Origin of the sequence: Acinetobacter sp. 1130196, assembly GCF_000588095.1 — a bacterium.
Classification (GTDB): domain Bacteria; phylum Pseudomonadota; class Gammaproteobacteria; order Pseudomonadales; family Moraxellaceae; genus Acinetobacter; species Acinetobacter nosocomialis.
Map to the genome: position 1 here is coordinate 34,497 of NZ_JFWX01000020.1, position 25,516 is coordinate 60,012.

Genomic DNA, 25,516 nt, shown 5'->3' on the forward strand with positions numbered 1-25,516 from the left:
TTTTAGAGCTTTATTGCATAAATGAAAACGATAAACTGCATTCAGAGAAAAAAATTGGATGAGGAGAATAAATCATGTTTGATATGCGTTTATCTCATGAGCGTGGTGCAGCACATCATGGCTGGTTACAGTCAAAACACACGTTTTCATTTGCAAATTATTGGGACCCGAAACAAGTCGGCTTTTCAGATTTGCTTGTGATTAATGACGATACGGTTGCTCCATCAAAAGGCTTTGGTACTCACCCTCACCGTAACATGGAAATTATTTCTTATGTGCTTGAAGGTGCGTTAGAACATAAAGATTCAATGGGTACAGGTTCGGTTATTGTGCCTGGTGATATTCAGTTAATGAGCGCAGGCCGTGGGGTTGCACATAGTGAATTTAATCACTCTGCTCAAGAAAACGTGCACTTCTTGCAAATTTGGGTGGTTCCAAATGAAGTGAACACAACACCAGGCTATCAACAATTGCATATTTCCGAGGAAGACAAACGCGGTAAATTGCACTTGATGATTTCACCAAAAGGTGGCGAAAAAACTTTATCCATCAAACAAGATATTAATATTTATTCAGGTCTTTTTGATGGTGAAGAAACAGCAGAATTTGCAATTCCAGAAGGTCGTTATGTTTACCTACATGTGGCAAAAGGCCGTATTGATGTAAACGGTAAAACCTTTAATACAGGTGATGCTGCACGAATTCGTGATGGAGGCAAGTTATCATTTACTAATGGTGACAACGCCGAAATTCTGATTTTTGATATGCGTCCGGAAGAAATTCCAACCATGCCATAATCAACAAAAAACACCTGCGAAATATACGCAGGTGTTTTTTTATGTTTATTAAAAAGAAAAATTATGAATGGTCTTCCGAGCGTGCCATTTCAGTGTTGATATAACTCATGATCATAGTTGTTAACCCTTGCACCATTTCATCAAAACTAATAAATGGGTTAGGTAAAATAAGATGCCTTGCTACGTTAAAAATACCGCTATTAATACAAATATAGGTAATTACAGGTAAATTATTAATTTTTAAATATTTAGGATTATGCATCATATATTTCATGATGACTTCCATTAAAGCCTGTTCAATTTTTGGAATATATTTGTCGTATTGCAACTCACCTGCGTAACGTAAAACGGTTAAGTAACGGTCATTATTTTTCTTTAATAAATCACTGAACGTATAAAAAATCATTTCAATGACAGGCTCTAATTCCAACTCTAAAATTGTAGGGGTTAGCTCTTTAATCATGTCGAGAATTTCACTCACAAAGTAGTGATTCATCGCATCATAAATTTCTTCTTTATTTTTAAAATACTCATAGAGAGACCCCACACTCACCCCTGCAATTTCCGCAATATGACGTGTGGTGGTACCACTTGGTCCATGCAAAGCTACGGCAATAAAACCTGCTTCAATAATGGTATCGACCGTGACTTTGGCTCGTGCCTGACGGGGTTTTCGCGTAGACATATTTTCTTATTAATAATCCGAACATAAGCTCAGGTTAGCATGTAATTTAGCCCCACCCTAATAAAAAAACAAAATCCGAATAGTTGTCAAATTTCATAGAGTAATTTTTATAGGAGCATGGCTAAACATACTTATGAGCTCTTTTATTATTAGGTAATTATTTTTAAATAAATTTAAATTATTTAAATAAAAATCAATATATTAATAAATTAAAAAACTATTTTTTTATTCTATTCATGCATTAGATGGGAGCTTATAAAACTTAAAAAGTTACCCGAATTGAATCCGAACATAAACTCAGATTAACATGAAAAAATCCAAAAAGAGGTTGATTCATTTTATCAAGTTCCCCTCTTTTTCCGTTATTCAGTCAAATAATCAAACAAATAACGGAGCAACATCACCGTAGTCAGTAAGCAGACAAAATGCTTTTTGAAAATGGAATTTACAGTGCCCTGTTGGAAATCAAAGCTTTTGGTTTTCGACGTAGCTGCACTATCACTGATTGATCTGAAGGTGTCGCCATGATCTCGACCACAGTTAAAAAATCACTAAACAAACTCAAATTTTACCGTGAAATCGAGTTACCAGATTTTGCCAGTAAAGGATCTATTCCAATCCGTCATTTAAATATCGGGTTTGATGGTAAAGAGATTGATGTTGAATTCTATATGAACAATCAATTTGCCACCTTGTTTTTTGCTACGCTTTCAGTATTTCTAACCTATGGTGAAGATTTGGTGATCGAGACTGCCCGTCACCACCGTGAATTTATTCAAGACCCAGTGTTAAAACAGCGTGTTACTTCCCTTATTGGTCAAGAAGCGATTCACTCTAAGTTGCATAATGAATATAACGATGCACTTAAAGATGTTGAATATCCGGTCGATTTATACCGTTTCTTGGGCGAGAACTTCTTTAAATATGTGTTTTTGAAATTTCCGCAACCGCTTAAATTATCAATGATGGCTGGTATTGAGCATTTTACGGCTGTACTTGCCGAATACATGATGAAACATGAGAAGAATTTCTACTATTCAGACGATGCCAAAAGCCGTGCGCTATGGATGTGGCATATGCTTGAAGAATCTGAGCATAAAGATATTGCCTATGATGTTTATCAATTACTCAATGGTAGCTACCCACTACGAGCTTCTGGCTTCTTCTTAGCTTTCTTTACTATTTTAGGTCTAATCCCAGCAACTACCTTGTTTATTCCTGTTTTAAGAAAACCACAGGAAATGCTGACTAGAAAATTCTGGAAAGACGCTCGCCGTGGTGTCGGACTTATCTTTGGTCCAAAAGATGGCGTATTCGGTAGCACGATTGGCCAGATTTTCGATTACTTACGCCCTGACTTCCACCCAAATGATCATGATACCACTGAATATCTAGAGTACTACAAAGACAAATTACTGAAGGAAGGAGGTGCAATTGCGCCTTACTTTGTGAAGGAATTTACTCCGCCTGTACGCTTGTCTTAACTGGCTTGCAACCAGTCACTCAATGGCTGGTTTTCCTTAAATCTATTTCGGGATGAATCATGATTTTATTTGGTAAAAAGAAAGTTAAACCAAGCCAAAAAGCTTATGCCGTTGTGACTGGCGCAGGCAGTGGAATTGGGCGGAGTTTTGCACTTGAACTGGCAAAACGTGGTGGTAGCGTAGTGTGTGCAGATATTAATTTAGAAGCCGCAGAAGAAACGGTAAAGCTTCTTGAACAAGAAGGCGCAAAAGCTTTTGCCATGCGCTGCGATGTGGGTAATGCAGAACAAGTGAACCACCTAGCTGAAACTGCTGAAATTTTACTTGGTCACCCTGTGACCCTTGTCATTAATAATGCAGGTGTGGGATTAGGCGGTAAGTTTGACGAACTCAGTCTAGAAGACTGGAACTGGGTCATGAATATTAACCTTTGGGGCGTTATTCATGGTTGTCATGCATTTGTGCCAAAGTTCAAAAAACTAGGTTATGGCGCGATTATTAATGTGGCTTCGGCGGCATCGTACACGGCTGCTCCAGAAATGACTGCTTATAACGTAACGAAAGCGGGTGTTCGTGCGCTGTCTGAAACACTTTCGGCTGAACTTCGTAAATTTAACATTAAAGTCAATGTGCTCTGCCCGACTTTGGTACCCACCAATATCATTAAAAATGGTCGTATTCCGGGCCGCTATTCCAAGCTTGCAGACCATGCACTCATGAACTACGCACTCACCACAAGTGACGATGTCGCCAAACTCACACTTAACCGTCTTGATCAGGATGAGCTTTATACCATTCCTCAAATCGACGCGAAGTTGTTCTGGCTCATGAAACGTGCATCTCCAAGCTTGTATACCAAATTCCTTGGTACATCGTACAAATTATTTAAATAAGAAATTTTATAGGTAGTACCCATATGACTGCTCAAATGAAAACAAATACATCAGCAAAAAAAGCTGTCAATTCGCCTAGCCATATTTACGATACCTTTATTGTGGGTGCCGGAATTTCCGGTATTGCCGCAGCAATTCGTCTCGACCAAGTGGGCTATACCAACTACAAAATTATTGAAAAAGCAGCACGTGTAGGTGGTACTTGGCGTGAAAACACGTATCCGGGCTGTGGCTGCGATGTACCTTCAGCTCTGTATTCATACTCGTTTGCCCCAAGTGCAAAATGGAGTCACTTATTTGCACGCCAACCGGAAATTTTAAGTTACTTAGAAGATGTAAGTAACGAGTTTAATATCACGTCTAAAATTGAGTTTAACAACGAACTGCTCAATGCTGCTTGGGACGAAACACGCCATTTATGGGTACTTGATACAACTAGTGGTCAATATCTATCGCGAACTGTTATTTTTGCAACAGGTCCAATTACCGAAGCACAAATTCCACGTCTTGAAGGTTTAGATACCTTTACTGGTGAAATGTTCCATTCGGCAAAATGGAACCATGACTATGACTTAACTGGAAAACGCATTGCTGTAATTGGTACTGGTGCATCTGCTATTCAGTTTGTGCCACAAATTCAACCCAAAGCAAAAGAGCTATTTGTGTTCCAACGTACAGCACCTTGGGTACTGCCAAAACCAGATACCGACTTGGGCGAGTTGAGTAAATCCGTCATTGCCAAATATCCAGCGATTCAGGCAAGCTGGCGTAAAAGTGTAGCGCTAACGTTGAATGCAATTAACTTTGGTTTACGTAACCCACTTGCGCTAAAACCAGTAAATGTACTCGGCAAGCAATTACTTAAACTTCAAATTGCAGACCCTGAGTTACGTAAAAACGTAACGCCTAATTTTGATATTGGTTGTAAACGTATTTTGTTTGCTAACAATTACTACCCTGCACTACAAGCACCGAATACCACGCTTATTCCACATGGTTTAGTGAAGGTTGAAGGAAATACGGTGATTGCTGCCAATGGTGAACGCCACGAAGTTGATGTGATTATTTGGGGCACCGGGTTTGAAGTATCTCACCCGCCAATCGGTAAACGTGTGTTTAATGAAAAAGGACAACGTTTAAATGATTTATGGAAAAACACTTCACCAGAAGCTTACTTAGGAACCAACATTGAAAATGTACCAAATGCATTCTTAGTTTTGGGACCAAACGTACTGGTTTATGACTCGTTTATTGGCTTGGCAGAAGCACAGCTCGACTATATTGTAGATGGCTTGCTAAAAATTAAAAACAAAGGGATTAGCAAACTAAACGTTAAGTCTGATGTGATTAAAAAGCACAACGACTTGGTACAAAAGCATCTGCAAACCACTGTATTTAATAGTGGTGGCTGTAAGAGTTATTACCTTGATGCTAACGGTCGCAACTTTGCAGCATGGCCGTGGTCATTGAAAAAGCTGAAACAACGCTTGAAAAAACTAGATTTGAAAGATTATGACGTCATATATCAAACGTCAAAAACACATTAATTTGTAATTTTGACCAAATCAGTTGTAAGTAATAGGCAGTGTATTTTTGTTTTTGATAAAATACACTGCCTTTTTCATTATATCTTCAAGAAATAAAAGAACAGGTTAAAAATGAAAGAAGGTCAATCAAGCCGTACTGCCGAAGCCGCCGCTGCCTTACGCGCAAATCACTTTAAAAATACGACAAACCCTGTATTTTCAGACCCCTATGCTTTTGAAATGACCAGTAAGGGTTGGAAAAAGCTTTTATCTACTCCGCTCATTGTTAAATTAATGAATTCTCCCCTTTTAAACCGCACCTTAGGTTTATTGAGTGGGCAGGTTGTGTGCCGATCACGTTATGCTGAAGACTTACTTAATCAGGCTGTTCAACACAATATTGAACAATATGTTTTGGTTGGAGCGGGTTTAGACTCTTTTGTATTACGTGAGTCACAACATTACCCAACTTTAAAAATTTTTGAGGTCGACCATCCTGATACTCAAGCTGCGAAACAATCCAAACTCAAAAAACTAGGAAATATTCCTACTACTGTTGAATTTGTTGCTATTAACTTTGAAAAAGAATCTATCTCTGAGGCGCTTGCCCGGAGTCACTATGTACGAAAAGCTCCGGCTTTCTTTTCTTGGTTGGGTACTACTCATTATTTAAAACCGGATACTACACTGCAAACTTTAAAAAGTATTGCTGAGTTTGCTGCAAACGGTAGCGAAGTAGTACTCGACTATTCAACCGATTTTCAGGAGCTAAACGGCATTGAGCGACTCGGGAGTATCGGTGTTGCACAGTTTACCCATTTACTGAAAGAACCTTTATTAGGCCAATTTAAACCTTCAGATTTACACAATGCTGTTAAAAACATGGGCTTTGAAGTGGTTGAAGATTTGTCTGGTGAAGCTATTACTGAACGTTATTTTTATAAGCGTGCCGACAATATACGCCATACATCAGCGACGCGCTTATTGCATTTGCGTTTAAAAAAATAAAGATACTTGGGTTATCGGTTATTTAACCGCATGGCATGAGGTGTTTTCCCATGCCATCTTTTATAAGCATGAATAAAGCTGGCAGGCTCTGCATAACCTAACCATTCGGCAATTTGCTCAACCGAAGCTTTTGGTAACGCCAAATATTGCTCTGCTAAAACCTGTCTAACCTCTTCACGAATTTGGATAAAAGTCATTCCCTCTAATGCCAAATGGCGGCGCAGGGTTCTTGTATTTAAATGCAGCCGATCAGCGACTATTTCCATAGATGGCATTTCCCCACGCGTACTCATTAGCTGTTGTTGCACTAAGTTTGTAAATTTATTTTGTGATTGGCGTTTTTCTAATATTTGACGACATTGTTCTTCGGCTGTATGTAAAACTAGATCATTTGCCATAAGTAGCTTCTGGTCTACTTTTTGCGGATCAAGAATCACAAAACTTTTGGCTGCGCCAAATTCCGGCATAACCCCAAATAAATTCCGATAAGGCTCTACATCGCCTTTAGGTTGAAAAGAAAAAGCCAAATATTGGCAAAAATTATCCTGCACCAAATCTCGCTGTACCGTAATGAGCGCAGCCGCATCTCGTTCAATAATGAATTGACGAACTGATAAGGGAATATCTTGCTCATCAATTTCGATACGGATTCCTTCTGGTGTATCCGATACCTCAAAGCGAGTAAAAGCAAAAGTTAACGTGAAATAGGTTAAAGCCAAATCTAGTGCTTCGCGAATGCTGGCGCTACTCATCAGAGCCATGCCTAATGGCCCAAATGTGGTGAAATGATAGCGTGTGCCCACTTCTAAGCCTAATGTCGGTCTGTCTCCTAGTTGCTCAACCAAGTTATGAATCAACTGTAATTCCTGATGGCCTGTCACCACCATATTAGGATCAAGTAATTGTTGTTGGCTAAGTCCAGTCCCTTTTAAAATCGTCTGATAAGAAATGCCTGATTCCATCGCGAAATCAGCCATTAACCGAACACTATGTACACTGCGTTCAAATGCCCATGCATACTTCACTGTATCGCTCAGAATGTCCTCGAATCACAATATTTTGTCCTCATCCATCCTCTAAATCAAGTTAATAAACGTCTATTCTGCATACAGGAAATTGCGATTTTTTCGCTCACTGTTTTTAAGGATTTTAGAGCAGCCTATGTTTAATTCGTCGTCTAATTCAAATAAAAATGTACGCATCGCCATTATTGGCACTGGCTTTGGTGGTCTAGGACTTGCCATTCGTCTCAAACAAGCAGGTTTTGAACAATTTACTCTATTTGAAAAAGCTGCCGATGTAGGTGGTGTCTGGCGTGACAATACTTATCCGGGTGCTGCATGTGATGTGCCGTCGCATCTTTATTCTTTTTCTTTTGAACAGGAACTTGGTTGGAAAAATCGCTACGGGACATCTCAAGAGATTTATCAATATTTGCGTCACTGTGCCGATAAATATGATCTTCGTCCGCACATCAAATTTAATACTGAAATAGCCAGCGCCGAATTTGATGCTTTGCAAGGCGTATGGCATATCCAAAGTACGGCTGGTGAACAGTTTGAAGCAGAATTTTTAGTGGGCGCGGTAGGCCAGCTCAACCGTCCTGCCTATCCAAAACTTAAAGACATTGAAAATTTCAAAGGTAAGGCATTTCACTCAGCACGCTGGGACCATGACTATGACTTAACTGGCAAACGTGTTGCAGTCATTGGTACAGGCGCAAGTGCGATTCAGTTTGTACCTGAAATTGCAAAACAAGTGGCTCACCTAGACGTTTATCAACGCTCGGCACCGTATGTCATTCCTAAACCAGATCGGGTTTATCAACCTTTAGAGAAAAAAGCTTTCCGTAAACTGCCGATCTTGCAAAGTCTAGACCGTGCCTTGCAATATGGTCATCATGAAATTCGCCTACTTGCTTTTACAACTTCACTCAATGAAATGCCTTTGGTGGAATATTTATTTCAGCGCCACATTCGAAAAGTTGTTAAAGATGGAAAGTTACGTCACCGCTTAATGCCAGATTATCCAATTGGTTGTAAACGTATTTTAATTTCTAACCACTGGTATGAAACACTGACTCAACCTCATGTTGATGTGATTGATACAGGCATTCAAGAAATTACCGAACATGGCATTTTAGACACGGAAGGAAATCTACGTGAAGTTGATGCCATTATTTACGGTACAGGTTTTACGGCGACTGAATTTATGGCGCCAATGCAAATTACTGGACTTGATGGTCGCACCTTAAAAGAAACATGGAAAGATGGTGCTGAAGCTTATTTAGGCCTGACAGTAAACGGATTCCCTAACTTCTTTATGCTGTATGGGCCAAATACCAACCTCGGGCATAACTCAATTGTTTATATGATTGAAAGCCAAGTAAATTATATTTTAGATGCGCTGCGCACTACTTTGAAAAATAACCTGCTGTTCACCAACATTCGTGCCGAAATTCAACACGAATTTAATCAAGATATTCAAGAGAAAATGAAAAAAACGGTGTGGGCGCAAGGCTGTACCAGTTGGTACCAAACTGCTGATGGTAAAAATACCAATAACTGGCCGGGTTTCACTCTTGAATATCGTCAACGCACTCGTCGCTTTGACATTGAAAACTACACTCAGGTGTCGGCTATTTCTTAAATAAGCTTCGCCATAGGAAATGAGAAAAATAAACGGAGAATTTTATGAAGTCTTTTAAAAATAAAGTCGCAGCTGTGACAGGTGCGGGTTCAGGTATTGGACAAGCAATTGCCATAGCACTCGCTAAACAAGGCTGTCACCTGGCACTTTCTGATATTAGTGAAGCTGGGTTAGCCAAAACAGTCGAGCTGTTAGCGCCCTACTCTGTCAAAGTCACCACTCAAAAAGTTGATGTCGCTAAACGTGATGACGTTGCAACTTGGGCAAAAGCAGTTGTAGATGAACATGGCCAAGTTAACCTGATTTTTAATAATGCTGGTGTCGCGATTGGTAGTACAGCGGAAGGTGTGAGCTATGAAGATCTTGAATGGCTCATTGGTATTAATTTTTGGGGCGTGGTTTATGGCACCAAAGAATTTTTGCCTTACTTAAAGCAAAGTGGTGATGGGCATATTATTAATATTTCCAGTATGTTTGGCTTAACAGCTCAACCGACCCAAAGTGCTTATAACGCCAGTAAATTTGCCGTTCGTGGTTTTACTGAATCATTGCGCCAAGAACTTGATATGCAAAATGCTGGTGTGAGCGCGACTTGTGTGCATCCGGGTGGTATTCGTACCAATATTGCCAAAGCTGCACGTATGAACAATAGCGTCCAGTCTTTAGGAATGGACCCGCTAAAAAGCCAAGACGCTTTCGATAAATTACTTCGCACTCCTGCTGATGATGCAGCTCAGCAAATTTTGGAGGCTGTTCGTAAGAACCGTCGCCGTTTACTTATTGGAGCCGATGCAAAAGCCGTTGATGTAATTCAGCGTATTCTTCCGCAAGGCTACCAAAAGATCTTTGCAACCGCGACTGCTTGGCAAACTCGACTACTTAATAAGTCAGCAAAATAAAAATAGTGGTCAGCATACTCTTGATTTTCAGAGATGCTGACTAATCTCACCTGCTTAGTATGAGTGCTTATCATGAAGCAACTTCTCGCATGGACCATTCGTACCACACTACGCCCAGCTTTATCTCCTAAAACGCCAGTGAAATTACAACGTTTTTGTAGCGATGCGGCCAGTGCTATTGTGCTTGGGCCACGTGGTTATCAAACTAAAAAGCAAAATATTGCTCAAGTACCGACAGTTCATATTCAGCCTAAAACGACCAAATCAGGGCTCGGCATTTTGTATTTGCATGGCGGTGGCTATGTAGTGGGTAGCTCAAAAAGTCACACGAAGCTTGCAGCTCAGATCGGACATGCAGCTCAGGCACAAGTCTGGTTAGCTGAATATCGTTTAGCCCCAGAACATCCAAGCCCTGCTGCTATTGAAGATAGCATTGCAGTCTATAAGGCTTTACTTGCTCAAGGACAAGATCCCAAAAAACTTGTGATTGCTGGTGACTCCGCTGGTGGCGGCCTGAGCTTAAGTACAGTTATTGCGCTAAGGAACGCAGGTTTACCTTTACCAGCGGCATTAGTTTTACTTTCACCTTGGGTTGACTTAAGTCTTTCAGGAAGCACGCTGAAAACTCATGCTGTTCAAGATGCAATGCTCTCAGAAGACTGGTTAGTTTGGTGTGCAAAAAACTATTGCGGCCAAAAATCGGCAACCGATCCGACCTGCTCCCCACTTTATGCTGACTTAACCGGATTACCACCGGTTCTGATCCATGTTGGTACCGAAGAAGTTTTATTAGATGATGCGAAACGTCTTGCAGAACAAGCCGAGAAATGCGGTATTCCGACCACATTTAAGATTTATGACAAAGTTGGGCACGTTTTTCAATTCCATGCAGGTATACTAAAAGAATCCGATGACTCAATTAAGCGCATTGGACAATTCATTGATAAACACATGCAGTCAATATAAAAAATATCACTAGACAGGAGCCTTTGGCATGGCATCAAACAATTATGACTATGATTATCTCATCATTGGTTCAGGCTTTGGCGGTAGTGTTTCTGCCTGCCGTCTCACCGAAAAAGGCTACTCAGTTGCTGTAATGGAAATGGGGCGTCGTTGGAAAGCTGAAGATTTTGCTAAAAATAACTGGAACACACGCCGCTGGATCTGGCGTCCGGGTATGAAACTTTTTGGTTATTTCAATATGCGTTTTTTTCGCCATGTCACTATTATTTGCGGTAATGCCGTAGGCGGTGGCTCAATTACCTATGCCAATACCCTGCTCGTTCCACCCGAACACATTTGGGATGAAGGCACTTGGGCAGATGCTGCGGACTGGAAAAATGAAATGCCGCAGCACTATGCCGAAGCAGAACGTATGCTTGGAGTGACTGACAATAAAATACTTGGCCCTGCCGATCACATGTTAAAGAAAATGGGTGAAGCGGTAGGTGTAGGCCATACCTTTAAACCGACTCGTGTTGCAACCTTTTTTCCTCCCGAAGGCGAAGAAGGTGGAAAGACTTATCCAGACCCTTATTTTAACGGTGAAGGACCAGATCGTGGCACCTGTACAGCATGTGGTGGCTGTATGACAGGTTGTAAACACAATGCAAAAAATACTCTAGATAAAAATTATTTGTACTTTGCCGAAAAAAATGGCGCCAAGGTTTATGAAGAAACCAAAGTGGTTGATGTTAAACCACTCAATGGCAAAGTCGATGGTAGTGATGGTTATGAAGTCACGACTGAATGCTCAAGCTCATGGTTTAACAAACAACGTCGTACTTGGCGGGTTCGTAACGTAATTTTCTCGGCATCTTCTTTGGGCACCCAAGAAATGCTATTCCGCTTAAAACAATCTGGTTCTCTACCAAATATTTCTGATGATTTGGGTAATCGGGTACGTACCAATGCGGAGTCTATCTTAGGAGTCCGTTTCTTTGATAAAGATGTCGATATGAGTAAGGGCGTTGCAATTGGTTCAAGCATCTATATTGACCATGATACTCATATTGAAGCGACACGCTACCAAAGTGGTTCCGATGCTATGGGTCTCATGTGTACGTATATGGCAAAAGGTAAACCAGGTTGGACACGTATTTTTTATTGGTTATGGGTACTCATTAGCCATCCACTTATATTCTTACGTATGAGCAACCCTGTTGGTTTTGCACGTCAAACCTTAATTTTCTTAGTAATGCAAACTGCCGATGCTTCAATTAACATGCGTTTAAAACGCAATTGGTTCTGGCCTTTTGGCAAGGTTTTGTCGAGTGAAGGAAAAAAGCTTCCTGTTTATATTCCACAAGCCAATACCTTTACTGAAAAAGTCGCCAAAATGTTTAATGGTCATCCAATAACGACCATTACCGAAATTTTATTTAATGTGCCTTTTACTGCTCACTGTATGGGAGGCTGCGCGATTGCATCTAGCCCAGAACAAGGTGTAGTCGATGGCAAAAATCGTGTGTTTAACTATAAAAATTTATATGTTGTAGATGGCTCTATGTTGGGTGCCAATTTAGGTGTAAACCCAAGTTTAACCATTACTGCTCTAGCAGAACGTGCAATGTCTTATATTCCGGCTAAACACACTTTGGATGAACAACCAGACTATCCAATAACGGAAGAAACCATAGAGATCACGAAAGCCTCTGCCTAAACTAGCAAGTTGTTTTATAAAAAAAGCCTATTTAAAAATAGGCTTTTTTATTTAGTTTCTTAAATTACATCGCTACCGCTTTAGCACGAGCTGCATGCAATTTTTTATAACTCTCAATTAGACGTAAATGGCGATCAAGCCCTTCTAGTTTCATGCTTGTTGGCGTTAAACCATAGAAACGAACGCTACCGTCGACAGAACCTAATACCGCATCCATTCGTGTGTCACCAAACATACGGCGGAAGTTAGTCAGGTAGTCTTCAAGCTCTAGTTCTTCATCTAATATTACTTCAAGTACCACGTTCATACATTGATAGAACAAACCACGCTCAACGGTGTTGGTGTTATATTGCAAGTAAGTTTCGACAAGCTCTTTTGCTTCTTCAAATTGTTGTAATGCAACATAAATGAGCAATTTCAGTTCTAAAATTGTGAGCTGTCCCCAAACTGTATTGTCATCAAATTCGATGCCAATGAGTGTGGTAATTTCAGTGTAATCGTCTAGCTCACATTCCTCTAAGCGCTCAACCAACGCCTCAAGCTGTTCATCATCCAAACGATGCAAATTTAAAATATCTTCACGGAATGCAAGTGCCTTATTGGTATTGTCCCAAATCAGATCTTCAACAAGATAAATTTCTGAATAATCAGGAACTAAAATACGGCAAGCGGTCGCACCTAAGTGCTCATAGACTGCCATATACACTTCTTTACCCATCTCTTCGAGAATACCGAACAAAGTTGCAGCTTCTTCTGCATTCGACTCTTCGCCTTCGCCAGAAAAATCCCATTCAACAAAGTCATAGTCAGATTTAGAGCTAAAGAAGCGCCAAGAAACTAAACCGCTTGAGTCAATAAAGTGCTCAACAAAGTTATTCGGCTCAGTCACTGCATTACTTTGGAAAGTCGGTTGAGGTAAATCATTTAAGCCTTCAAAACTACGGCCTTGAAGTAATTCGGTCAGACTACGTTCCAACGCAACTTCAAAACTTGGATGCGCACCGAAAGATGCAAACACCCCACCCGTACGCGGGTTCATTAAAGTTACACACATTACAGGGAACTGACCGCCTAATGATGCATCTTTAACTAATACAGGAAAACCTTGCTCTTCTAAGCCTTTAATACCAGCCACAATACTTGGGTATTTTGCTAATACGTCTTCAGGAACATCTGGAAGTGCAATTTCACCTTCTAAAATTTCACGTTTTACAGCACGTTCAAAAATTTCAGACAAACATTGAACTTGAGCTTCTGCCAAAGTGTTGCCTGCACTCATACCGTTACTTAAGTACAAGTTTTCAATTAAATTTGATGGGAAATATACAACTTCACCGTCAGACTGGCGCACAAAAGGTAGCGAGCAAATGCCACGCTCTATATTGCCTGAGTTGGTATCATATAAATGCGTGCCAAGTAACTCATCATCTGGGTTGTAAATCTCAAGACAATATTCATCTAAGATTTCTTTAGGTAATTCACCATTTGGACCCGGTTTAAACCATTTTTCATCTGGATAATGCACAAATTCAGCATTGGCAATATCTTCACCCCAGAACTGGTCGTTATAGAAGAAGTTACAGTTTAAACGCTCAATAAACTCGCCCAATGCAGATGCCAAAGCACTTTCTTTAGTGGCACCTTTACCATTGGTAAAGCACATCGGAGACTGTGCATCACGAATGTGTAACGACCATACATTTGGGACAATATTACGCCAAGACGCGATTTCTATCTTCATGCCCAAATTTGCCAAAATAGCAGACATATTGGCAATGGTTTCTTCTAATGGTAGATCTTTACCTTGAATATAGGTATGGTTTTCTGAAGTTAAACTTGGCAATAACAATGCTTGTGCATCTGCATCAATGCTTTCAACTTCTTCAATAATAAATTCAGGAACCGTTTGAATGACTTTTTTAACAGTACAGCGGTCAATCGAACGTAAAATCCCTTGGCGATCTTTTTCTGAAATATCGGCTGGTAATTCAATTTGAATTTTAAAGGTTTGCTTATAGCGGTTTTCAGGATCAACAATATTATTTTGCGATAAACGAATATTATCGGTTGGGATATCTCGAGCTGCACAATACACTTTTACAAAGTACGCTGCACACAATGCTGACGATGCTAAAAAGTAGTCAAATGGGCCCGGTGCCGAACCGTCACCCTTGTAGCGAATTGGTTGATCGGCAATTACCGTAAAGTCATCGAACTTAGCTTCCTGTCGAAGATTGTCGAGATAATTAACCTTGATTTCCATGCTGGCACCTAAATATTTTTATGTGTCAGCACAGACACATAAAATTCTAAATATTGAAAAATAAGCCGAATCACAGCGAAGAAATTGACTTAAAAAAATGAGAGATTAAAGCCATGTGTTTAATGAACAACTCAATGGGCTTTAATAAGATTGGCGGTATTATAGAGTGATTTTGTGAAGTTGATAACTAAAGTTAAAACATTGATGGTCACAATGTTTTAACTTGTCTTGAATTTAGTTAAATATTAACCATTAAAATTTAAAGGTGTAATCAACATTCAAACGCGTTTCATTTGCCGAGTGGAAGGTCATATTCGTTGGCATATCATTACGGTAGTGAGAAAAGCGGGCCCGCACTCCTAAGCCTTTTAATTTACCTTCAGGAATTTTATAGCCCAAATCAAACTCCATCGACTCTTCTTTAAAACGCTGATCACCATATTGCAGCAAATCAATATCTTCACCTTTGGCATAACGGGTCATAAAGCGCAGTCCATTCAATGAAACATCCCCCATCCGCGCATTTTTAAAGTCATATTCATAACGAATCGAATAGACTTTTTCATCTTTATTTGAGTAGTCCGAACTCATAAAATCAAGCACAACTGGACTTTCTGTTCCCGACAAAAATGGCAAACCAGTCGAACCAAATGACTGCATATAACCCAAAGAAACCGTATGATTTTGATAGTTCAAACCAAATAGGCCGCTAATATGACGGTTATCAACCTCTCCTATTTTTTTACTTCCAGTTTCCTCACTATTAAAAAACCGCACGTCACTTAAAAAATTAAGCTGGTCATTTAAAGGCTGCTTTCCGTTAAAACCCAAAAATTGTTGCTGATAAATATCTTTGAGTTCAGCATGGTAAGCCCGTAAACGATAGTCTTTTAACTGATAACTTCCACCTAAAGTATAAAACGAGTCAGTGGTGGCAGCTTTGTCAAATCGATGGTTGATATTGTCTGTTCCAACATCGGTATAACGAATGGAATCGCGCTGCCGCACTTCGTCGACATAAAAACCTTCGAGTTGAAGATTTGGAATTTCATTTGAAACAAAGCGAATACCGCGATAAGTCTGAGGGAACAAACGCGCTGGTGATGAAAATATGGTTGGCAATTGTGGAACCAAATCGCCCACAAAAAGCTCATTTTTTCTAAATTTAGCCTTCGCTGTAATGCCTATTTTTCCATAATAATCATCACGTGAGTTATCGGTATTCACTGGGAGTAAGCCACTACGTGCATAGTCATCTGCCCGATTTCCCATTAGGTTAAACCCCGCCATTGCAAGTACATCAACACCGAACCCAACTGTCCCTTCGGTATAACCCGACTGTCCTTTAAAAATTAAACCCTGTGCCCAATCTCTAGCTGCGGTATACGGATATGGGTCTTTTTTATAGTCTCGGTCAAAGTAAAAATTACGCAGTGTCAGCTCAGCTTTACTGTCTGCTATAAACTCGGCATGCACAACTTGACTAAATAATGGGCACAAGCATACCCCCACCCATAATGGTGTCTTTTTCATTTTTTAACTCAACTATTTAATTTTTAGTGGATTAAGGTGCTGTTTTAAGTGAGAAGTTTTGCTCTTTTTGACTGCGGTAAAAAGCGCTACCCAAACTCAAAATCAGGAAAATAGCCAAAATAAACACCACACCGTAATAGGCATACAGCGTTGCAGGTGCAATACCTTTATCTAAGAAAATGCCTGCGACCGTTGGCGATAAAATTGCCCCAATCCGACCAAAACCAATGGCATAACCCACGCCGCGACTACGGATTTCAGCATCATAAATTGTTGGAGAAATAGAATATAAACCTGCCACACAACCGTTAATGAGGGTGCCAAGTAATAAACCGACTATGAGTGCAATGCTGACTTGAGATGAGACAGCAACAAATAGGAAAACACATGCCGAGGTTAGCCCTAAAAACAGACTTAAGGCATAAAAGACTTTCATGCGCGATGCCAATAAACCAATAATGGCCGCCCCGAAAATACCGCCAATACTAATTAAAATGCCGGTACTTACACCTTGTTCAGGCGACATTCCCATTGAAATCAGAATTTTTGGTGTCCAGCTCATGACAAAGTAAAAGCCAAACATCACTAAAAAGAATGCAAACCAAAGACAAAGTGTCTGCAACCCCTGCTGCCCTGAAAATAATTTACCAATATCACCTGTATTTTTTTGATTATTCTGGCCGTAATAAGGTAAAGCTTTTAAAGCAGTTAACCCCATACGATTTACTGTTGCGTTAATACGTTCTAATGCCTGTTTTGGTCTTTTTGCCAACAAATAATCTAAAGATTCAGGTAATAACCAGGCACTAATCAGCAACATCACTATGGTTGTGATCCCCCCTGCCAAAAAGATTGAACGCCAACCTAAATGCTCAATCAAGGCCAGTGAGAGTACTCCGCCTAGTGTCGCACCAATGCCATAACCTGTAGACATTAAGCTCACTGCGAGACTGCGCCAGCGTGCATTGGCATACTCACTTGCCAAGACATTACTACTCGCAAGAATCCCGCCTACCCCAATTCCGGTAATAAACCGAAGTGCTGCCAACATGCCATGACTTTGCACCAAAGCACAGCACAACATGCTAAGACCTGCAATCACTAAACAAACCAAGATAAGTAAACGGCGACCGATTTTATCGGCTAAAGGCGCAAGAAAAATTGAACCGGCAGCCATCCCAAAAAGACCTGAACTCAGCAATAAGCCAATTTGTGCCCCTGAAAGTGACCATTCTGCTGACACTGATGGAGCAGTAAATGCCATTACCATCACGTCAAAGCCATCAATAATATTGAGACAAATACAGATCAAAATGATGAACCATTGATAACGGCTCATATTATTTTGATTGATCTCACTTAGAACATCTCTTTCCATTTATGCATCTCCCAATGTGGATAAGAGATACACACGACATTGCTAATATGAGCGATTGGGTGGTTATGCATATCCGTATCCATCATGACCTAGAGGAATATTTGTTTTTTGGAGCATCCTGCTCTTTTTCTATACTGAATATTTGGATCCAAAAAATCAACAATATTTTTAAAATTTAATAACCATCAAATTAAATAGCTGAAAAATATAAGTATAATTTATTTAAAATTACAAATGTGGATCCATAAAAATTTATCTATTTTCAATTTTACAACTCAAAGGATTTCTCCTTATCCCTCTTTTAACCCAATAAATATGGATCCAAATTAAACTTCAATGACCAAAACTTTTAAAAAATAAAAAAAATCTGAATTAATATTAAAGATATAAACAATCAAGGAAAGTAATGTAAAAAAAGATCCTGTTTATCAATTGACCAATATTTTTATTTACTATAAATTGGATCCAATAAGTGATAAGGAGTCGTCACAAATGTTTATTAAAAATGCATGGTATGTAGCTTGCCGTCCAGAAGAAATCCAAGATAAACCATTAGGTCGCACCATCTGTGGTGAAAAAATCGTTTTTTATCGTGCTAAAGAAAACCAAGTTGCAGCTGTTGAAGATTTTTGTCCGCATCGTGGTGCCCCACTCTCACTGGGATATGTCGAAGATGGCAACCTCGTCTGTGGTTACCATGGCTTAGTTATGGGCTGTGACGGAAAGACCGTTTCAATGCCAGCTCAACGTGTAAACGGTTTCCCATGTAATAAAGCATATGCAGTTGTTGAAAAGTTCGGCTTTATTTGGGTATGGCCAGGTGAAAAAGCTTTAGCAGATGAAGCAAAACTGCCAACTTTAGAATGGGCAGATCATCCCGAATGGAGCTATGGCGGAGGCCTGTTTCACATTCAGTGCGACTATCGCCTAATGATCGACAACCTAATGGATTTAACCCACGAAACCTATGTTCACTCAAGCAGTATTGGGCAAAAAGAAATTGATGAAGCCCTGCCTGTGACTAAAGTTGACGGTGACCATGTCATAACCGAACGCTATATGGAAAATGTGATCGCACCTCCATTTTGGCAAATGGCCCTTCGCGGCAATCATTTGGCAGATGATGTACCTGTTGACCGTTGGCAACGTTGCCACTTCTTTGCGCCAAGTAATGTTCACATTGAAGTAGGTGTCGCACATGCTGGACAGGGTGGTTATCACGCACCAAGTGACAAAAAAGTTTCCTCAATCGTGGTCGATTTTATTACGCCGGAAACTGAAACATCACATTGGTATTTCTGGGGAATGGCACGCAACTTCCAGCCAGATAATGCTGAACTCACCGATCAAATTCGTGAAGGCCAAGGCAAAATCTTTACTGAAGATTTAGAAATGTTGGAGCAACAGCAACAAAACATTTTAAATAATCCACATCGCAAATTACTGATGCTCAATATCGATGCAGGCGGTGTCCAGTCCCGTAAGGTCATTGACCGACTACTTGCCGAAGAAAATAAAACACCTCCTGAAACATTCACACAGAAGTTTCCAAACATTCGGATTATTTAAAGGAGCATGGACATGGACGTTATTATTCAAAAAATTCACCAGCTCACCCCGACTATTCGTGCGTTTGAATTGGTTGCAGCAAATGGTACGGAGCTGCCGAGTTTTGAAGCAGGTGCACATATTGATGTGCATCTGAAAAATGGCCTCACTCGTCAATATTCACTTTCAAATTGCTGTAGTGAAAAGCATCGTTATGTGATTGGTGTTTTACATGATGCCAATTCACGCGGTGGCTCACGTTGCATTCACACCGAATATCGTGAAGGCGATCATTTAAAAATTGGTGAACCTCGTAATTTATTTGAAATTCACCCTCAAACCAAACAAGCGGTTTTATTTGCGGGTGGTATTGGTATTACCCCTATTTTGTCGATGGCGTATCGGCTTAAGTCGGCCAATACTCCTTTCGAATTGCACTACTTTGTTCGTAGTCATGAAATGATTGCCTTTTATGGCAATTTAACCGAGCACTTTAGTGACCAAGTCCATTTTCATATTCAAGACCAACCTAACACCGAATGTAATATGGCAGAGGTTTTGGGCCAAGCTTCACCTGATAAACACTTATATGTGTGTGGGCCTACAGGATTTATGCAGTTTGTCATGAATTCTGCCGAGCAAGCGGGTTGGCATAGCGAACAGTTACATCAAGAGCATTTTGTCGCGCAAAAGGTAGATGCATCTAACGATGAAGCTTTTACTATCGAAGTGAAAGGTACGGGCCGCCAAATTGAAGTATTACCAGAGCAGACTGCAACAGAAGCATTAATTGCGAATGGTTTTGATATTCCTGTTTCATGTGAGCAAGGTATTTGCGGCACATGTATTACTCGCGTTGTAGAAGGTACGCCAGATCATCGGGATCTATTTATGACCGATGAAGAACATGCTTTAAATGATCAGTTTACGCCCTGCTGTTCTCGTGCAAAAACTAAACATCTTGTGATTGAGCTTTAATACCTCAGTTCCTTTATTCAAAAATAAAGGAACTTCTTTTACCTTAAGCGCTGAGAATATTTCTTAGGGTTTCACCTAAAATTACCACACTACTGTGTTCACGCATTAATGTTTCAGCACGCCCTGCCTGACGATTTACCAATGCATCGAAAATCGAACAATGCTGCAAATGTGCATAGTGCAAACGGCGATATTCTGACAAAGCTTGGTTCTGGTCATAAGTAATGGCTTGAGCAGAAGCCATCGGCAATTGATTGTTTTTAGCCAACGCTTGGATGAGCGCAACGTTTTGCGCGCCTTCAATAATCGTGTCATGAAAGATGACATTAAAATGATGATAACGTTCTAGTTCAGCATCACCAAACTCGTCCTTTTCATTAAAGAGTTTTTCAGTTTCCTGAATGCAATGTTGCAACGTCTTTTTCTGCTCTTCGCTTAAACCTTGTTCTGCCAAAGTTTTCGCAGCCAATCCTTCCAGTACCCCTCGCACTTCAAGTGCGTCATGCACCAGTTTTCCGGAAATTTCACGAACCGTGTAACCACGAGTTGGGTTTTTAATGAGGAGACCTTCTTGTTCGAGCAACCGAAAGGCTATACGAACAGGCTGGCGCGAAACACCAAGTAACTCGGCAGTAGGAATCTCGGCAATTCTGGCACCGCCTTCAAGTTCCCCTGAAATAATCATTTTTCTTAGTTTTAGTAAAACTTGTTGTCCTGAAGACATTCGTTGCCACACATCATCAAAAACGTCACTTCGATGCTAGCAAGTTCATTTGCAAAATGAAATCAATTTTCTGTGTGAATCAGTACTTAGCAATTTATCTCAACCTAAACAAATACACTTATTTAAAATTTTTAAGATTATTGACCATAATATCGAGATTATTACGAATTAAATAAGCCAGGTTAATATCAATACCTTCAAGCATTTTTTCTTCGACTTTTAAAACCACTTCATTGCATTTGTTTAACTTTTCAATCCCGCTTTCGGTCAAGGTAATTAAAATACGTCGGCCATGTGTCGGATCCGGCTTTTTCTCAATCCAGCCATTCACCAGTAAATCTTGCAAAATTTTATTGGCAGATTGCGGCTTTATGAAAGAACGCTCAGCAAGTTTGGCATTGGATACATTACTTTTTGAAGCTAAAACAGAAAGTGCGGTAAATTGCGGTAAGGTAATTTCAAGCTCTTTTAAATGTTCTGTTAAATGTTTACTAATAATTCGGTCAACACGAGCAATCATGTAACTTAACTTAGGCTCATCTTCTACTTTTTTTTGAACTAAATTCGAACGTACCATAACCTTTCAATCATCATAAGAAAATCTGTAGTGAAAGTATGAGGTTCTAACCCCATACTTTCGTTAAAACTTAGCGAGCACCTGAGCTTTGTACTAAATGTACAGGCTGTTTAGGTTTTTTGACAAGAAGTAATGCAGAGATCGCTGCAATTAAAATCACTGGAATACTTGAACCAATCACAATGGTCGAGCTTTGTCCAAGTGAGAGTAAAAAACCAGCCATTAAAGGCCCTGCAAATGAACCAATACGCCCGATTGCAACCGCTGCGCCAACTCCGGTTCCACGCATTTCGGTTGGATAATACATGGCAGCCAAACCATACAATGCCGATTGTCCACCCACAATGAATAAACCACAACCCACTGCCGAAAGTGCAAGTAAAGCCACGGTCGGAGAAATTGCTAAACAACACAGCGAAAATAAAATGCCGAGATAAATCAGCTTAATCACAAAACTCATGCGTAATTTATCAAGCAATACACCCATCAGAACCGAACCTAAAATTCCACCAACGTTGTAGCCCATCTGTACATAGTTCGCCTGTAGTTTCGATAAGCCTTGCGCACCCATCAGCAACGGCAACCAGTTCAACAAAAAGTACAACACCACCAATGTGCAGAAAAAACTTATCCAAAGCTGAATGGTCGACATACGACGTTCTTTGGCAAATAAAACTTCAAAGAATGGCGTGGTTTGCTGTGCTTGAACTTTACGTTGCAGATAATCATTTGACTCAGGTAAAAAGCGCATAATCAGTGGGATTAGTAAAATAGGTGCAATCCCTCCGATATAGAAAATATGACGCCACTCTGCATCGCCTGCCAACGACATAGCAACGACGGAAGTGAGTAAGCCACCAAAAGGAATGCCACTATACATCACACTAACCGCAGTACCTTTGTGCTGGTCAGGTACGGCTTCAGAGGCAAGCGTAATCATCATGGGTAGTGCCCCACCCATTCCTAAACCAGTACAAAAACGAATGAGTAGTAACAGACTAAAATTGGCCGCATAGGCGGTTAGCAAAGACATAATTCCAAAAAGTAAGATACTAAAAATCAGAATTTTCTTACGCCCGACAATATCGGCAAACCGACCACCTAATATTGCGCCTGGGAGTGTTCCCAAAATTGCAGCACTAAATGCCCACGCCATCTGGGCATTATCCAACATAAACTCAGCCCGCATTCGTGGAGCGGCTACCCCCATTGATTGAAGATCAAAGCCTTCAAAAATTGCTATGGCAAAGCACAGTAGCAATGTGATTTTTGCCCTTGAAGGCTGTCCTGATATTTTTTCCATTGTGTTGTCCTTTATTGACTAGTCGTTCCATTTAGCCCTTTGTGTATTATTTTTAAACACACCAAAAATATCAGTTAAACTTATTAAAAAATCAACACATTTTTATTTAAAATTAATTTTTAAAATAATTAATATTTAAAATACAACAAATTATAAAATATTTATGAAATTTTCCAAAAAAGACTTGAATGTAAGTTTAACTGATATTAGATTAAATCCCAGAACAGCAAAAAATCATTCAAGGAGTATGAAGATGAGTTATGAAAACCGCTGGGAAACAGTAGATGTTAAAGTTGAAGATGGAATTGCATGGGTCACTTTAAACCGCCCTGAAAAGAAAAATGCCATGAGCCCAACCCTCAATCGTGAAATGATTGATGTGCTTGAAACACTAGAGCTTGATCAAAATGCCAAGGTTTTGGTTCTGACCGGTGCAGGTGACTCTTGGACAGCGGGTATGGATTTGAAGGAATATTTCCGTGAAGTCGACACTCAACCAGAAATTTTCCAAGAGCGTATTCGTCGTGACTCATGTCGCTGGCAGTGGCAACTTCTTCGTATGTATTCAAAACCAACGATTGCTATGGTTAACGGCTGGTGTTTCGGAGGCGGTTTCTCACCTTTAGTGGCGTGTGACCTAGCAATTGCAGCAGATGAAGCAACTTTCGGTTTATCTGAAATTAACTGGGGTATCCCACCGGGCAACCTTGTAAGCAAAGCAATGGCAGATACCGTAGGTCATCGTGCATCTTTGTATTACATCATGACGGGTAAAACTTTTAGCGGTAAAGAAGCCGAAACCATGGGCCTTGTGAACAAAAGTGTACCGCTTGCCCAATTAAAAGCAGAAGTAACTGAACTTGCAAATTGCTTACTCGAGAAAAACCCTGTGGTTCTTCGTACTGCTAAAAATGGCTTTAAGCGTTGCCGTGAACTGACATGGGACCAAAACGAAGATTACTTATATGCCAAGCTTGATCAATGTATCCACCGAGATACCGAGAATGGTCGCCAAGAAGGTTTGAAACAATTCTTAGATGAAAAATCAATTAAACCGGGTTTACAGAGTTATAAACGTACTGGTTAACTTTTGATTCTTTAATGGCAATGTAAGGACGCAACCCATGCAAAATGTACAGTTACTTATTCACGGTCAATCTGTTGATGCATCAAATCAGGCAACTTTTGAGCGTATTAGTCCAATTGATGGAACGGTGGCAACTAAAGCTGCTGCTGCAACACTCGAAGATGTTGATCGTGCAATCGATTCAGCGCAGCAAGCTTTTAAAGTATGGTCGAAACTCTCGCCTACCGAGCGCCGTTTACGCTTATTAAAAGCAGCCGATTTAATGGACCAAAAAACCGAGCAATTCATTCAAACTGGAATGCAAGAAACAGGTTCAACTGCAACATGGTATGGGTTTAACGTTCACCTTGCTGCCAACATGTTACGTGAAGCAGCAGCAATGACCACACAAATTGACGGAAGCCTGATTCCGTCAGATGTGCCGGGCAATCTTGCAATGGGTGTACGGGTTCCTTGCGGTGTCATTGTTGGCATTGCACCTTGGAATGCGCCTGTGATTTTGGCAACACGTGCGCTTGCCATGCCTTTGGCTTGTGGTAACACCGTTGTATTAAAAGCATCGGAAGCCTGCCCTGCAACACATCGTCTCATTGGTGAAGTGTTACATGAAGCAGGACTGGGTGAAGGTGTCGTGAATGTGATTACACATGCCGCCGAAGATGCCCCACAAATCGTGGAGCGCTTAGTGTCTCATCCAGCTGTGAAACGCATTAATTTTACCGGTTCAACCAAAGTCGGCAAAATTATTGCCGAGACTGCTGCTAAATATTTAAAACCTGTTTTGCTTGAACTTGGTGGTAAAGCCCCTGTTGTGGTTTTAAATGAGGCTGATATTAATGAAGCTGTAAATGCAGTCGCTTTTGGAGCATTCTTTAATCAGGGGCAAATTTGTATGTCGACCGAACGTGTTTTGGTTCAAGACAATATTGCCGACCAGTTTATTGAAAAACTGATTGAGAAAACCCGTTCCATTCGGGCAGGTAATCCAACCTCAAAAGACAATGTACTCGGTGTTTTAGAAAGTCGCCGCGCTGCAAACCGTATTCAACATTTGCTTGAAGATGCTCAAAACAAAGGGGCTGACTTACCTTTAGGTATCCATATTGAAGACACCACCATGCAACCGACGTTAGTGCTCAATATTAAACCTGACATGCTGCTTTACCGCGAAGAATCATTTGGCCCTGTATGCACAGTTCAACGTTTTTCAAGTATTGAAGAAGGTGTAGCACTGGCAAATGACAGCGAGTTCGGCCTTTCTTCAGCAGTGTTTAGCCAGAATATTTCACAGGCATTAGAAGTGGCTAAACAGATTGATTCGGGTATTTGTCATATTAACGGCGCAACCGTACATGACGAAGCTCAAATGCCATTTGGCGGAACAAAATCAAGTGGATACGGACGATTTGGTAGTAAAGCATCTATTGCCGAGTTTACCGATTTACGCTGGATTACCATTCAAACCCAATCACGTCATTACCCGATTTAGTCAGGCTAATGCGAATACCGACATATTAAA

At 40.4% G+C, this 25,516-nt stretch carries 21 protein-coding genes; 13 read left to right on the forward strand and 8 right to left on the reverse strand.

The window, feature by feature from the left end; all coding sequences use genetic code 11:
- Positions 1 to 74: 74 nt before the first annotated feature.
- A complete protein-coding gene (locus J671_RS15400) occupies positions 75 to 797 on the forward strand; it encodes a pirin family protein (RefSeq protein ID WP_000459994.1) in 723 nt (240 codons plus the stop codon).
- Between the two features lie 61 nt (positions 798 to 858).
- Here the strand turns inward: J671_RS15400 and J671_RS15405 are convergent, their stop codons facing one another.
- Positions 859 to 1,482, reverse strand: coding sequence for a TetR/AcrR family transcriptional regulator (locus J671_RS15405; RefSeq protein WP_002156858.1), 624 nt, complete (start codon positions 1,480 to 1,482; stop codon positions 859 to 861).
- 524 nt (positions 1,483 to 2,006) lie between these two features.
- Here J671_RS15405 and J671_RS15410 point away from each other — a divergent pair.
- From J671_RS15410 to J671_RS15425, 4 genes are all read left to right on the forward strand, one after another.
- Positions 2,007 to 2,966: a metal-dependent hydrolase gene (locus J671_RS15410; protein ID WP_004888059.1), complete on the forward strand. Its 960-nt coding sequence runs from the start codon at positions 2,007 to 2,009 to the stop codon at positions 2,964 to 2,966.
- Between the two features lie 59 nt (positions 2,967 to 3,025).
- Entirely contained in the window at positions 3,026 to 3,859 is an 834-nt protein-coding gene (locus tag J671_RS15415) for an SDR family NAD(P)-dependent oxidoreductase (RefSeq protein ID WP_002156874.1), read from the forward strand.
- Between the two features lie 23 nt (positions 3,860 to 3,882).
- Positions 3,883 to 5,406, forward strand: coding sequence for a flavin-containing monooxygenase (locus J671_RS15420; RefSeq protein WP_004888060.1), 1,524 nt, complete (start codon positions 3,883 to 3,885; stop codon positions 5,404 to 5,406).
- A gap of 111 nt (positions 5,407 to 5,517) precedes the next feature.
- Positions 5,518 to 6,393 (forward strand): class I SAM-dependent methyltransferase, encoded by an 876-nt coding sequence (locus J671_RS15425; RefSeq protein ID WP_004888062.1) that lies wholly within the window; start codon positions 5,518 to 5,520, stop codon positions 6,391 to 6,393.
- 11 nt (positions 6,394 to 6,404) lie between these two features.
- On the opposite strand, the gene J671_RS15430 is transcribed toward J671_RS15425, so the two are convergent.
- A complete protein-coding gene (locus tag J671_RS15430; RefSeq protein ID WP_004888064.1) occupies positions 6,405 to 7,418 on the reverse strand; it encodes an AraC family transcriptional regulator in 1,014 nt (337 codons plus the stop codon).
- 136 nt (positions 7,419 to 7,554) lie between these two features.
- Between J671_RS15430 and J671_RS15435 the strand changes: the two genes are divergently transcribed.
- The 4 genes from J671_RS15435 to J671_RS15450 all read left to right on the forward strand — a co-directional run bounded on the left by J671_RS15435 (position 7,555) and on the right by J671_RS15450 (position 12,606).
- Positions 7,555 to 9,042: a flavin-containing monooxygenase gene (locus tag J671_RS15435; RefSeq protein WP_004888067.1), complete on the forward strand. Its 1,488-nt coding sequence runs from the start codon at positions 7,555 to 7,557 to the stop codon at positions 9,040 to 9,042.
- Between the two features lie 44 nt (positions 9,043 to 9,086).
- A complete protein-coding gene (locus J671_RS15440) occupies positions 9,087 to 9,941 on the forward strand; it encodes an SDR family NAD(P)-dependent oxidoreductase (protein WP_004888069.1) in 855 nt (284 codons plus the stop codon).
- 72 nt (positions 9,942 to 10,013) lie between these two features.
- Positions 10,014 to 10,907 (forward strand): alpha/beta hydrolase, encoded by an 894-nt coding sequence (locus J671_RS15445; RefSeq protein ID WP_004888070.1) that lies wholly within the window; start codon positions 10,014 to 10,016, stop codon positions 10,905 to 10,907.
- Positions 10,908 to 10,935: 28 nt separating this feature from the next.
- Positions 10,936 to 12,606 (forward strand): GMC family oxidoreductase, encoded by a 1,671-nt coding sequence (locus J671_RS15450; protein ID WP_004888072.1) that lies wholly within the window; start codon positions 10,936 to 10,938, stop codon positions 12,604 to 12,606.
- A gap of 64 nt (positions 12,607 to 12,670) precedes the next feature.
- Here J671_RS15450 and J671_RS15455 read toward each other — a convergent pair whose 3' ends face one another.
- From J671_RS15455 to J671_RS15465, 3 genes are all read right to left on the reverse strand, one after another.
- A complete protein-coding gene (locus tag J671_RS15455) occupies positions 12,671 to 14,869 on the reverse strand; it encodes an OsmC domain/YcaO domain-containing protein (RefSeq protein ID WP_004888074.1) in 2,199 nt (732 codons plus the stop codon).
- A 252-nt stretch (positions 14,870 to 15,121) separates the two neighbouring features.
- Positions 15,122 to 16,402, reverse strand: coding sequence for an OprD family outer membrane porin (locus J671_RS15460; protein ID WP_004888076.1), 1,281 nt, complete (start codon positions 16,400 to 16,402; stop codon positions 15,122 to 15,124).
- Positions 16,403 to 16,433: 31 nt separating this feature from the next.
- Positions 16,434 to 17,780 (reverse strand): MFS transporter, encoded by a 1,347-nt coding sequence (locus J671_RS15465; protein ID WP_004888078.1) that lies wholly within the window; start codon positions 17,778 to 17,780, stop codon positions 16,434 to 16,436.
- Between the two features lie 492 nt (positions 17,781 to 18,272).
- On the opposite strand from J671_RS15465, the gene J671_RS15470 reads away from it, so the two are divergent.
- Together J671_RS15470 and J671_RS15475 are read left to right on the forward strand one after the other, a co-directional pair.
- The gene (locus J671_RS15470) at positions 18,273 to 19,349 is read left to right on the forward strand and encodes an aromatic ring-hydroxylating oxygenase subunit alpha (protein ID WP_004888080.1); all 1,077 of its coding nucleotides are present in this window, start codon (positions 18,273 to 18,275) and stop codon (positions 19,347 to 19,349) included.
- Between the two features lie 12 nt (positions 19,350 to 19,361).
- Positions 19,362 to 20,306, forward strand: coding sequence for a PDR/VanB family oxidoreductase (locus J671_RS15475; protein ID WP_004888083.1), 945 nt, complete (start codon positions 19,362 to 19,364; stop codon positions 20,304 to 20,306).
- Positions 20,307 to 20,349: 43 nt separating this feature from the next.
- Here J671_RS15475 and J671_RS15480 read toward each other — a convergent pair whose 3' ends face one another.
- The 3 genes from J671_RS15480 to mhpT form a co-directional block, all read right to left on the reverse strand.
- A complete protein-coding gene (locus J671_RS15480; RefSeq protein ID WP_079377001.1) occupies positions 20,350 to 21,042 on the reverse strand; it encodes a GntR family transcriptional regulator in 693 nt (230 codons plus the stop codon).
- Positions 21,043 to 21,148: 106 nt separating this feature from the next.
- Positions 21,149 to 21,607, reverse strand: coding sequence for a MarR family winged helix-turn-helix transcriptional regulator (locus J671_RS15485; RefSeq protein ID WP_004888086.1), 459 nt, complete (start codon positions 21,605 to 21,607; stop codon positions 21,149 to 21,151).
- Between the two features lie 70 nt (positions 21,608 to 21,677).
- Positions 21,678 to 22,910 carry a 3-(3-hydroxy-phenyl)propionate transporter MhpT gene (gene mhpT, locus J671_RS15490; RefSeq protein WP_000411717.1) on the reverse strand — a complete coding sequence of 411 codons (1,233 nt, stop codon included), beginning with the start codon at positions 22,908 to 22,910 and terminating at the stop codon, positions 21,678 to 21,680.
- Positions 22,911 to 23,157: 247 nt separating this feature from the next.
- Between mhpT and J671_RS15495 the strand changes: the two genes are divergently transcribed.
- Both J671_RS15495 and J671_RS15500 read left to right on the forward strand, forming a co-directional pair.
- Positions 23,158 to 23,997, forward strand: coding sequence for a p-hydroxycinnamoyl CoA hydratase/lyase (locus J671_RS15495; protein ID WP_002040868.1), 840 nt, complete (start codon positions 23,158 to 23,160; stop codon positions 23,995 to 23,997).
- Between the two features lie 37 nt (positions 23,998 to 24,034).
- Positions 24,035 to 25,486 carry an aldehyde dehydrogenase gene (locus J671_RS15500; RefSeq protein WP_004888087.1) on the forward strand — a complete coding sequence of 484 codons (1,452 nt, stop codon included), beginning with the start codon at positions 24,035 to 24,037 and terminating at the stop codon, positions 25,484 to 25,486.
- Positions 25,487 to 25,516 lie beyond the last annotated feature (30 nt).

What these genes read in the sequence shown, in the direction of transcription:
- J671_RS15465 (WP_004888078.1), bottom strand. Translation starts at nt 17,780, where the DNA reads ATGGAAAGAGATGTTCTAAGTGAGATCAATCAAAATAATATGAGCCGT.
- J671_RS15455 (WP_004888074.1), bottom strand. Translation starts at nt 14,869, where the DNA reads ATGGAAATCAAGGTTAATTATCTCGACAATCTTCGACAGGAAGCTAAG.
- J671_RS15405 (WP_002156858.1), bottom strand. Translation starts at nt 1,482, where the DNA reads ATGTCTACGCGAAAACCCCGTCAGGCACGAGCCAAAGTCACGGTCGAT.
- J671_RS15425 (WP_004888062.1), top strand. Translation starts at nt 5,518, where the DNA reads ATGAAAGAAGGTCAATCAAGCCGTACTGCCGAAGCCGCCGCTGCCTTA.
- J671_RS15460 (WP_004888076.1), bottom strand. Translation starts at nt 16,402, where the DNA reads ATGAAAAAGACACCATTATGGGTGGGGGTATGCTTGTGCCCATTATTT.
- J671_RS15410 (WP_004888059.1), top strand. Translation starts at nt 2,007, where the DNA reads ATGATCTCGACCACAGTTAAAAAATCACTAAACAAACTCAAATTTTAC.
- J671_RS15500 (WP_004888087.1), top strand. Translation starts at nt 24,035, where the DNA reads ATGCAAAATGTACAGTTACTTATTCACGGTCAATCTGTTGATGCATCA.
- J671_RS15495 (WP_002040868.1), top strand. Translation starts at nt 23,158, where the DNA reads ATGAAGATGAGTTATGAAAACCGCTGGGAAACAGTAGATGTTAAAGTT.
- J671_RS15415 (WP_002156874.1), top strand. Translation starts at nt 3,026, where the DNA reads ATGATTTTATTTGGTAAAAAGAAAGTTAAACCAAGCCAAAAAGCTTAT.
- J671_RS15440 (WP_004888069.1), top strand. Translation starts at nt 9,087, where the DNA reads ATGAAGTCTTTTAAAAATAAAGTCGCAGCTGTGACAGGTGCGGGTTCA.
- J671_RS15475 (WP_004888083.1), top strand. Translation starts at nt 19,362, where the DNA reads ATGGACGTTATTATTCAAAAAATTCACCAGCTCACCCCGACTATTCGT.
- J671_RS15470 (WP_004888080.1), top strand. Translation starts at nt 18,273, where the DNA reads ATGTTTATTAAAAATGCATGGTATGTAGCTTGCCGTCCAGAAGAAATC.
- J671_RS15485 (WP_004888086.1), bottom strand. Translation starts at nt 21,607, where the DNA reads ATGGTACGTTCGAATTTAGTTCAAAAAAAAGTAGAAGATGAGCCTAAG.
- J671_RS15445 (WP_004888070.1), top strand. Translation starts at nt 10,014, where the DNA reads ATGAAGCAACTTCTCGCATGGACCATTCGTACCACACTACGCCCAGCT.
- J671_RS15400 (WP_000459994.1), top strand. Translation starts at nt 75, where the DNA reads ATGTTTGATATGCGTTTATCTCATGAGCGTGGTGCAGCACATCATGGC.
- mhpT (WP_000411717.1), bottom strand. Translation starts at nt 22,910, where the DNA reads ATGGAAAAAATATCAGGACAGCCTTCAAGGGCAAAAATCACATTGCTA.
- J671_RS15450 (WP_004888072.1), top strand. Translation starts at nt 10,936, where the DNA reads ATGGCATCAAACAATTATGACTATGATTATCTCATCATTGGTTCAGGC.
- J671_RS15435 (WP_004888067.1), top strand. Translation starts at nt 7,555, where the DNA reads ATGTTTAATTCGTCGTCTAATTCAAATAAAAATGTACGCATCGCCATT.
- J671_RS15420 (WP_004888060.1), top strand. Translation starts at nt 3,883, where the DNA reads ATGACTGCTCAAATGAAAACAAATACATCAGCAAAAAAAGCTGTCAAT.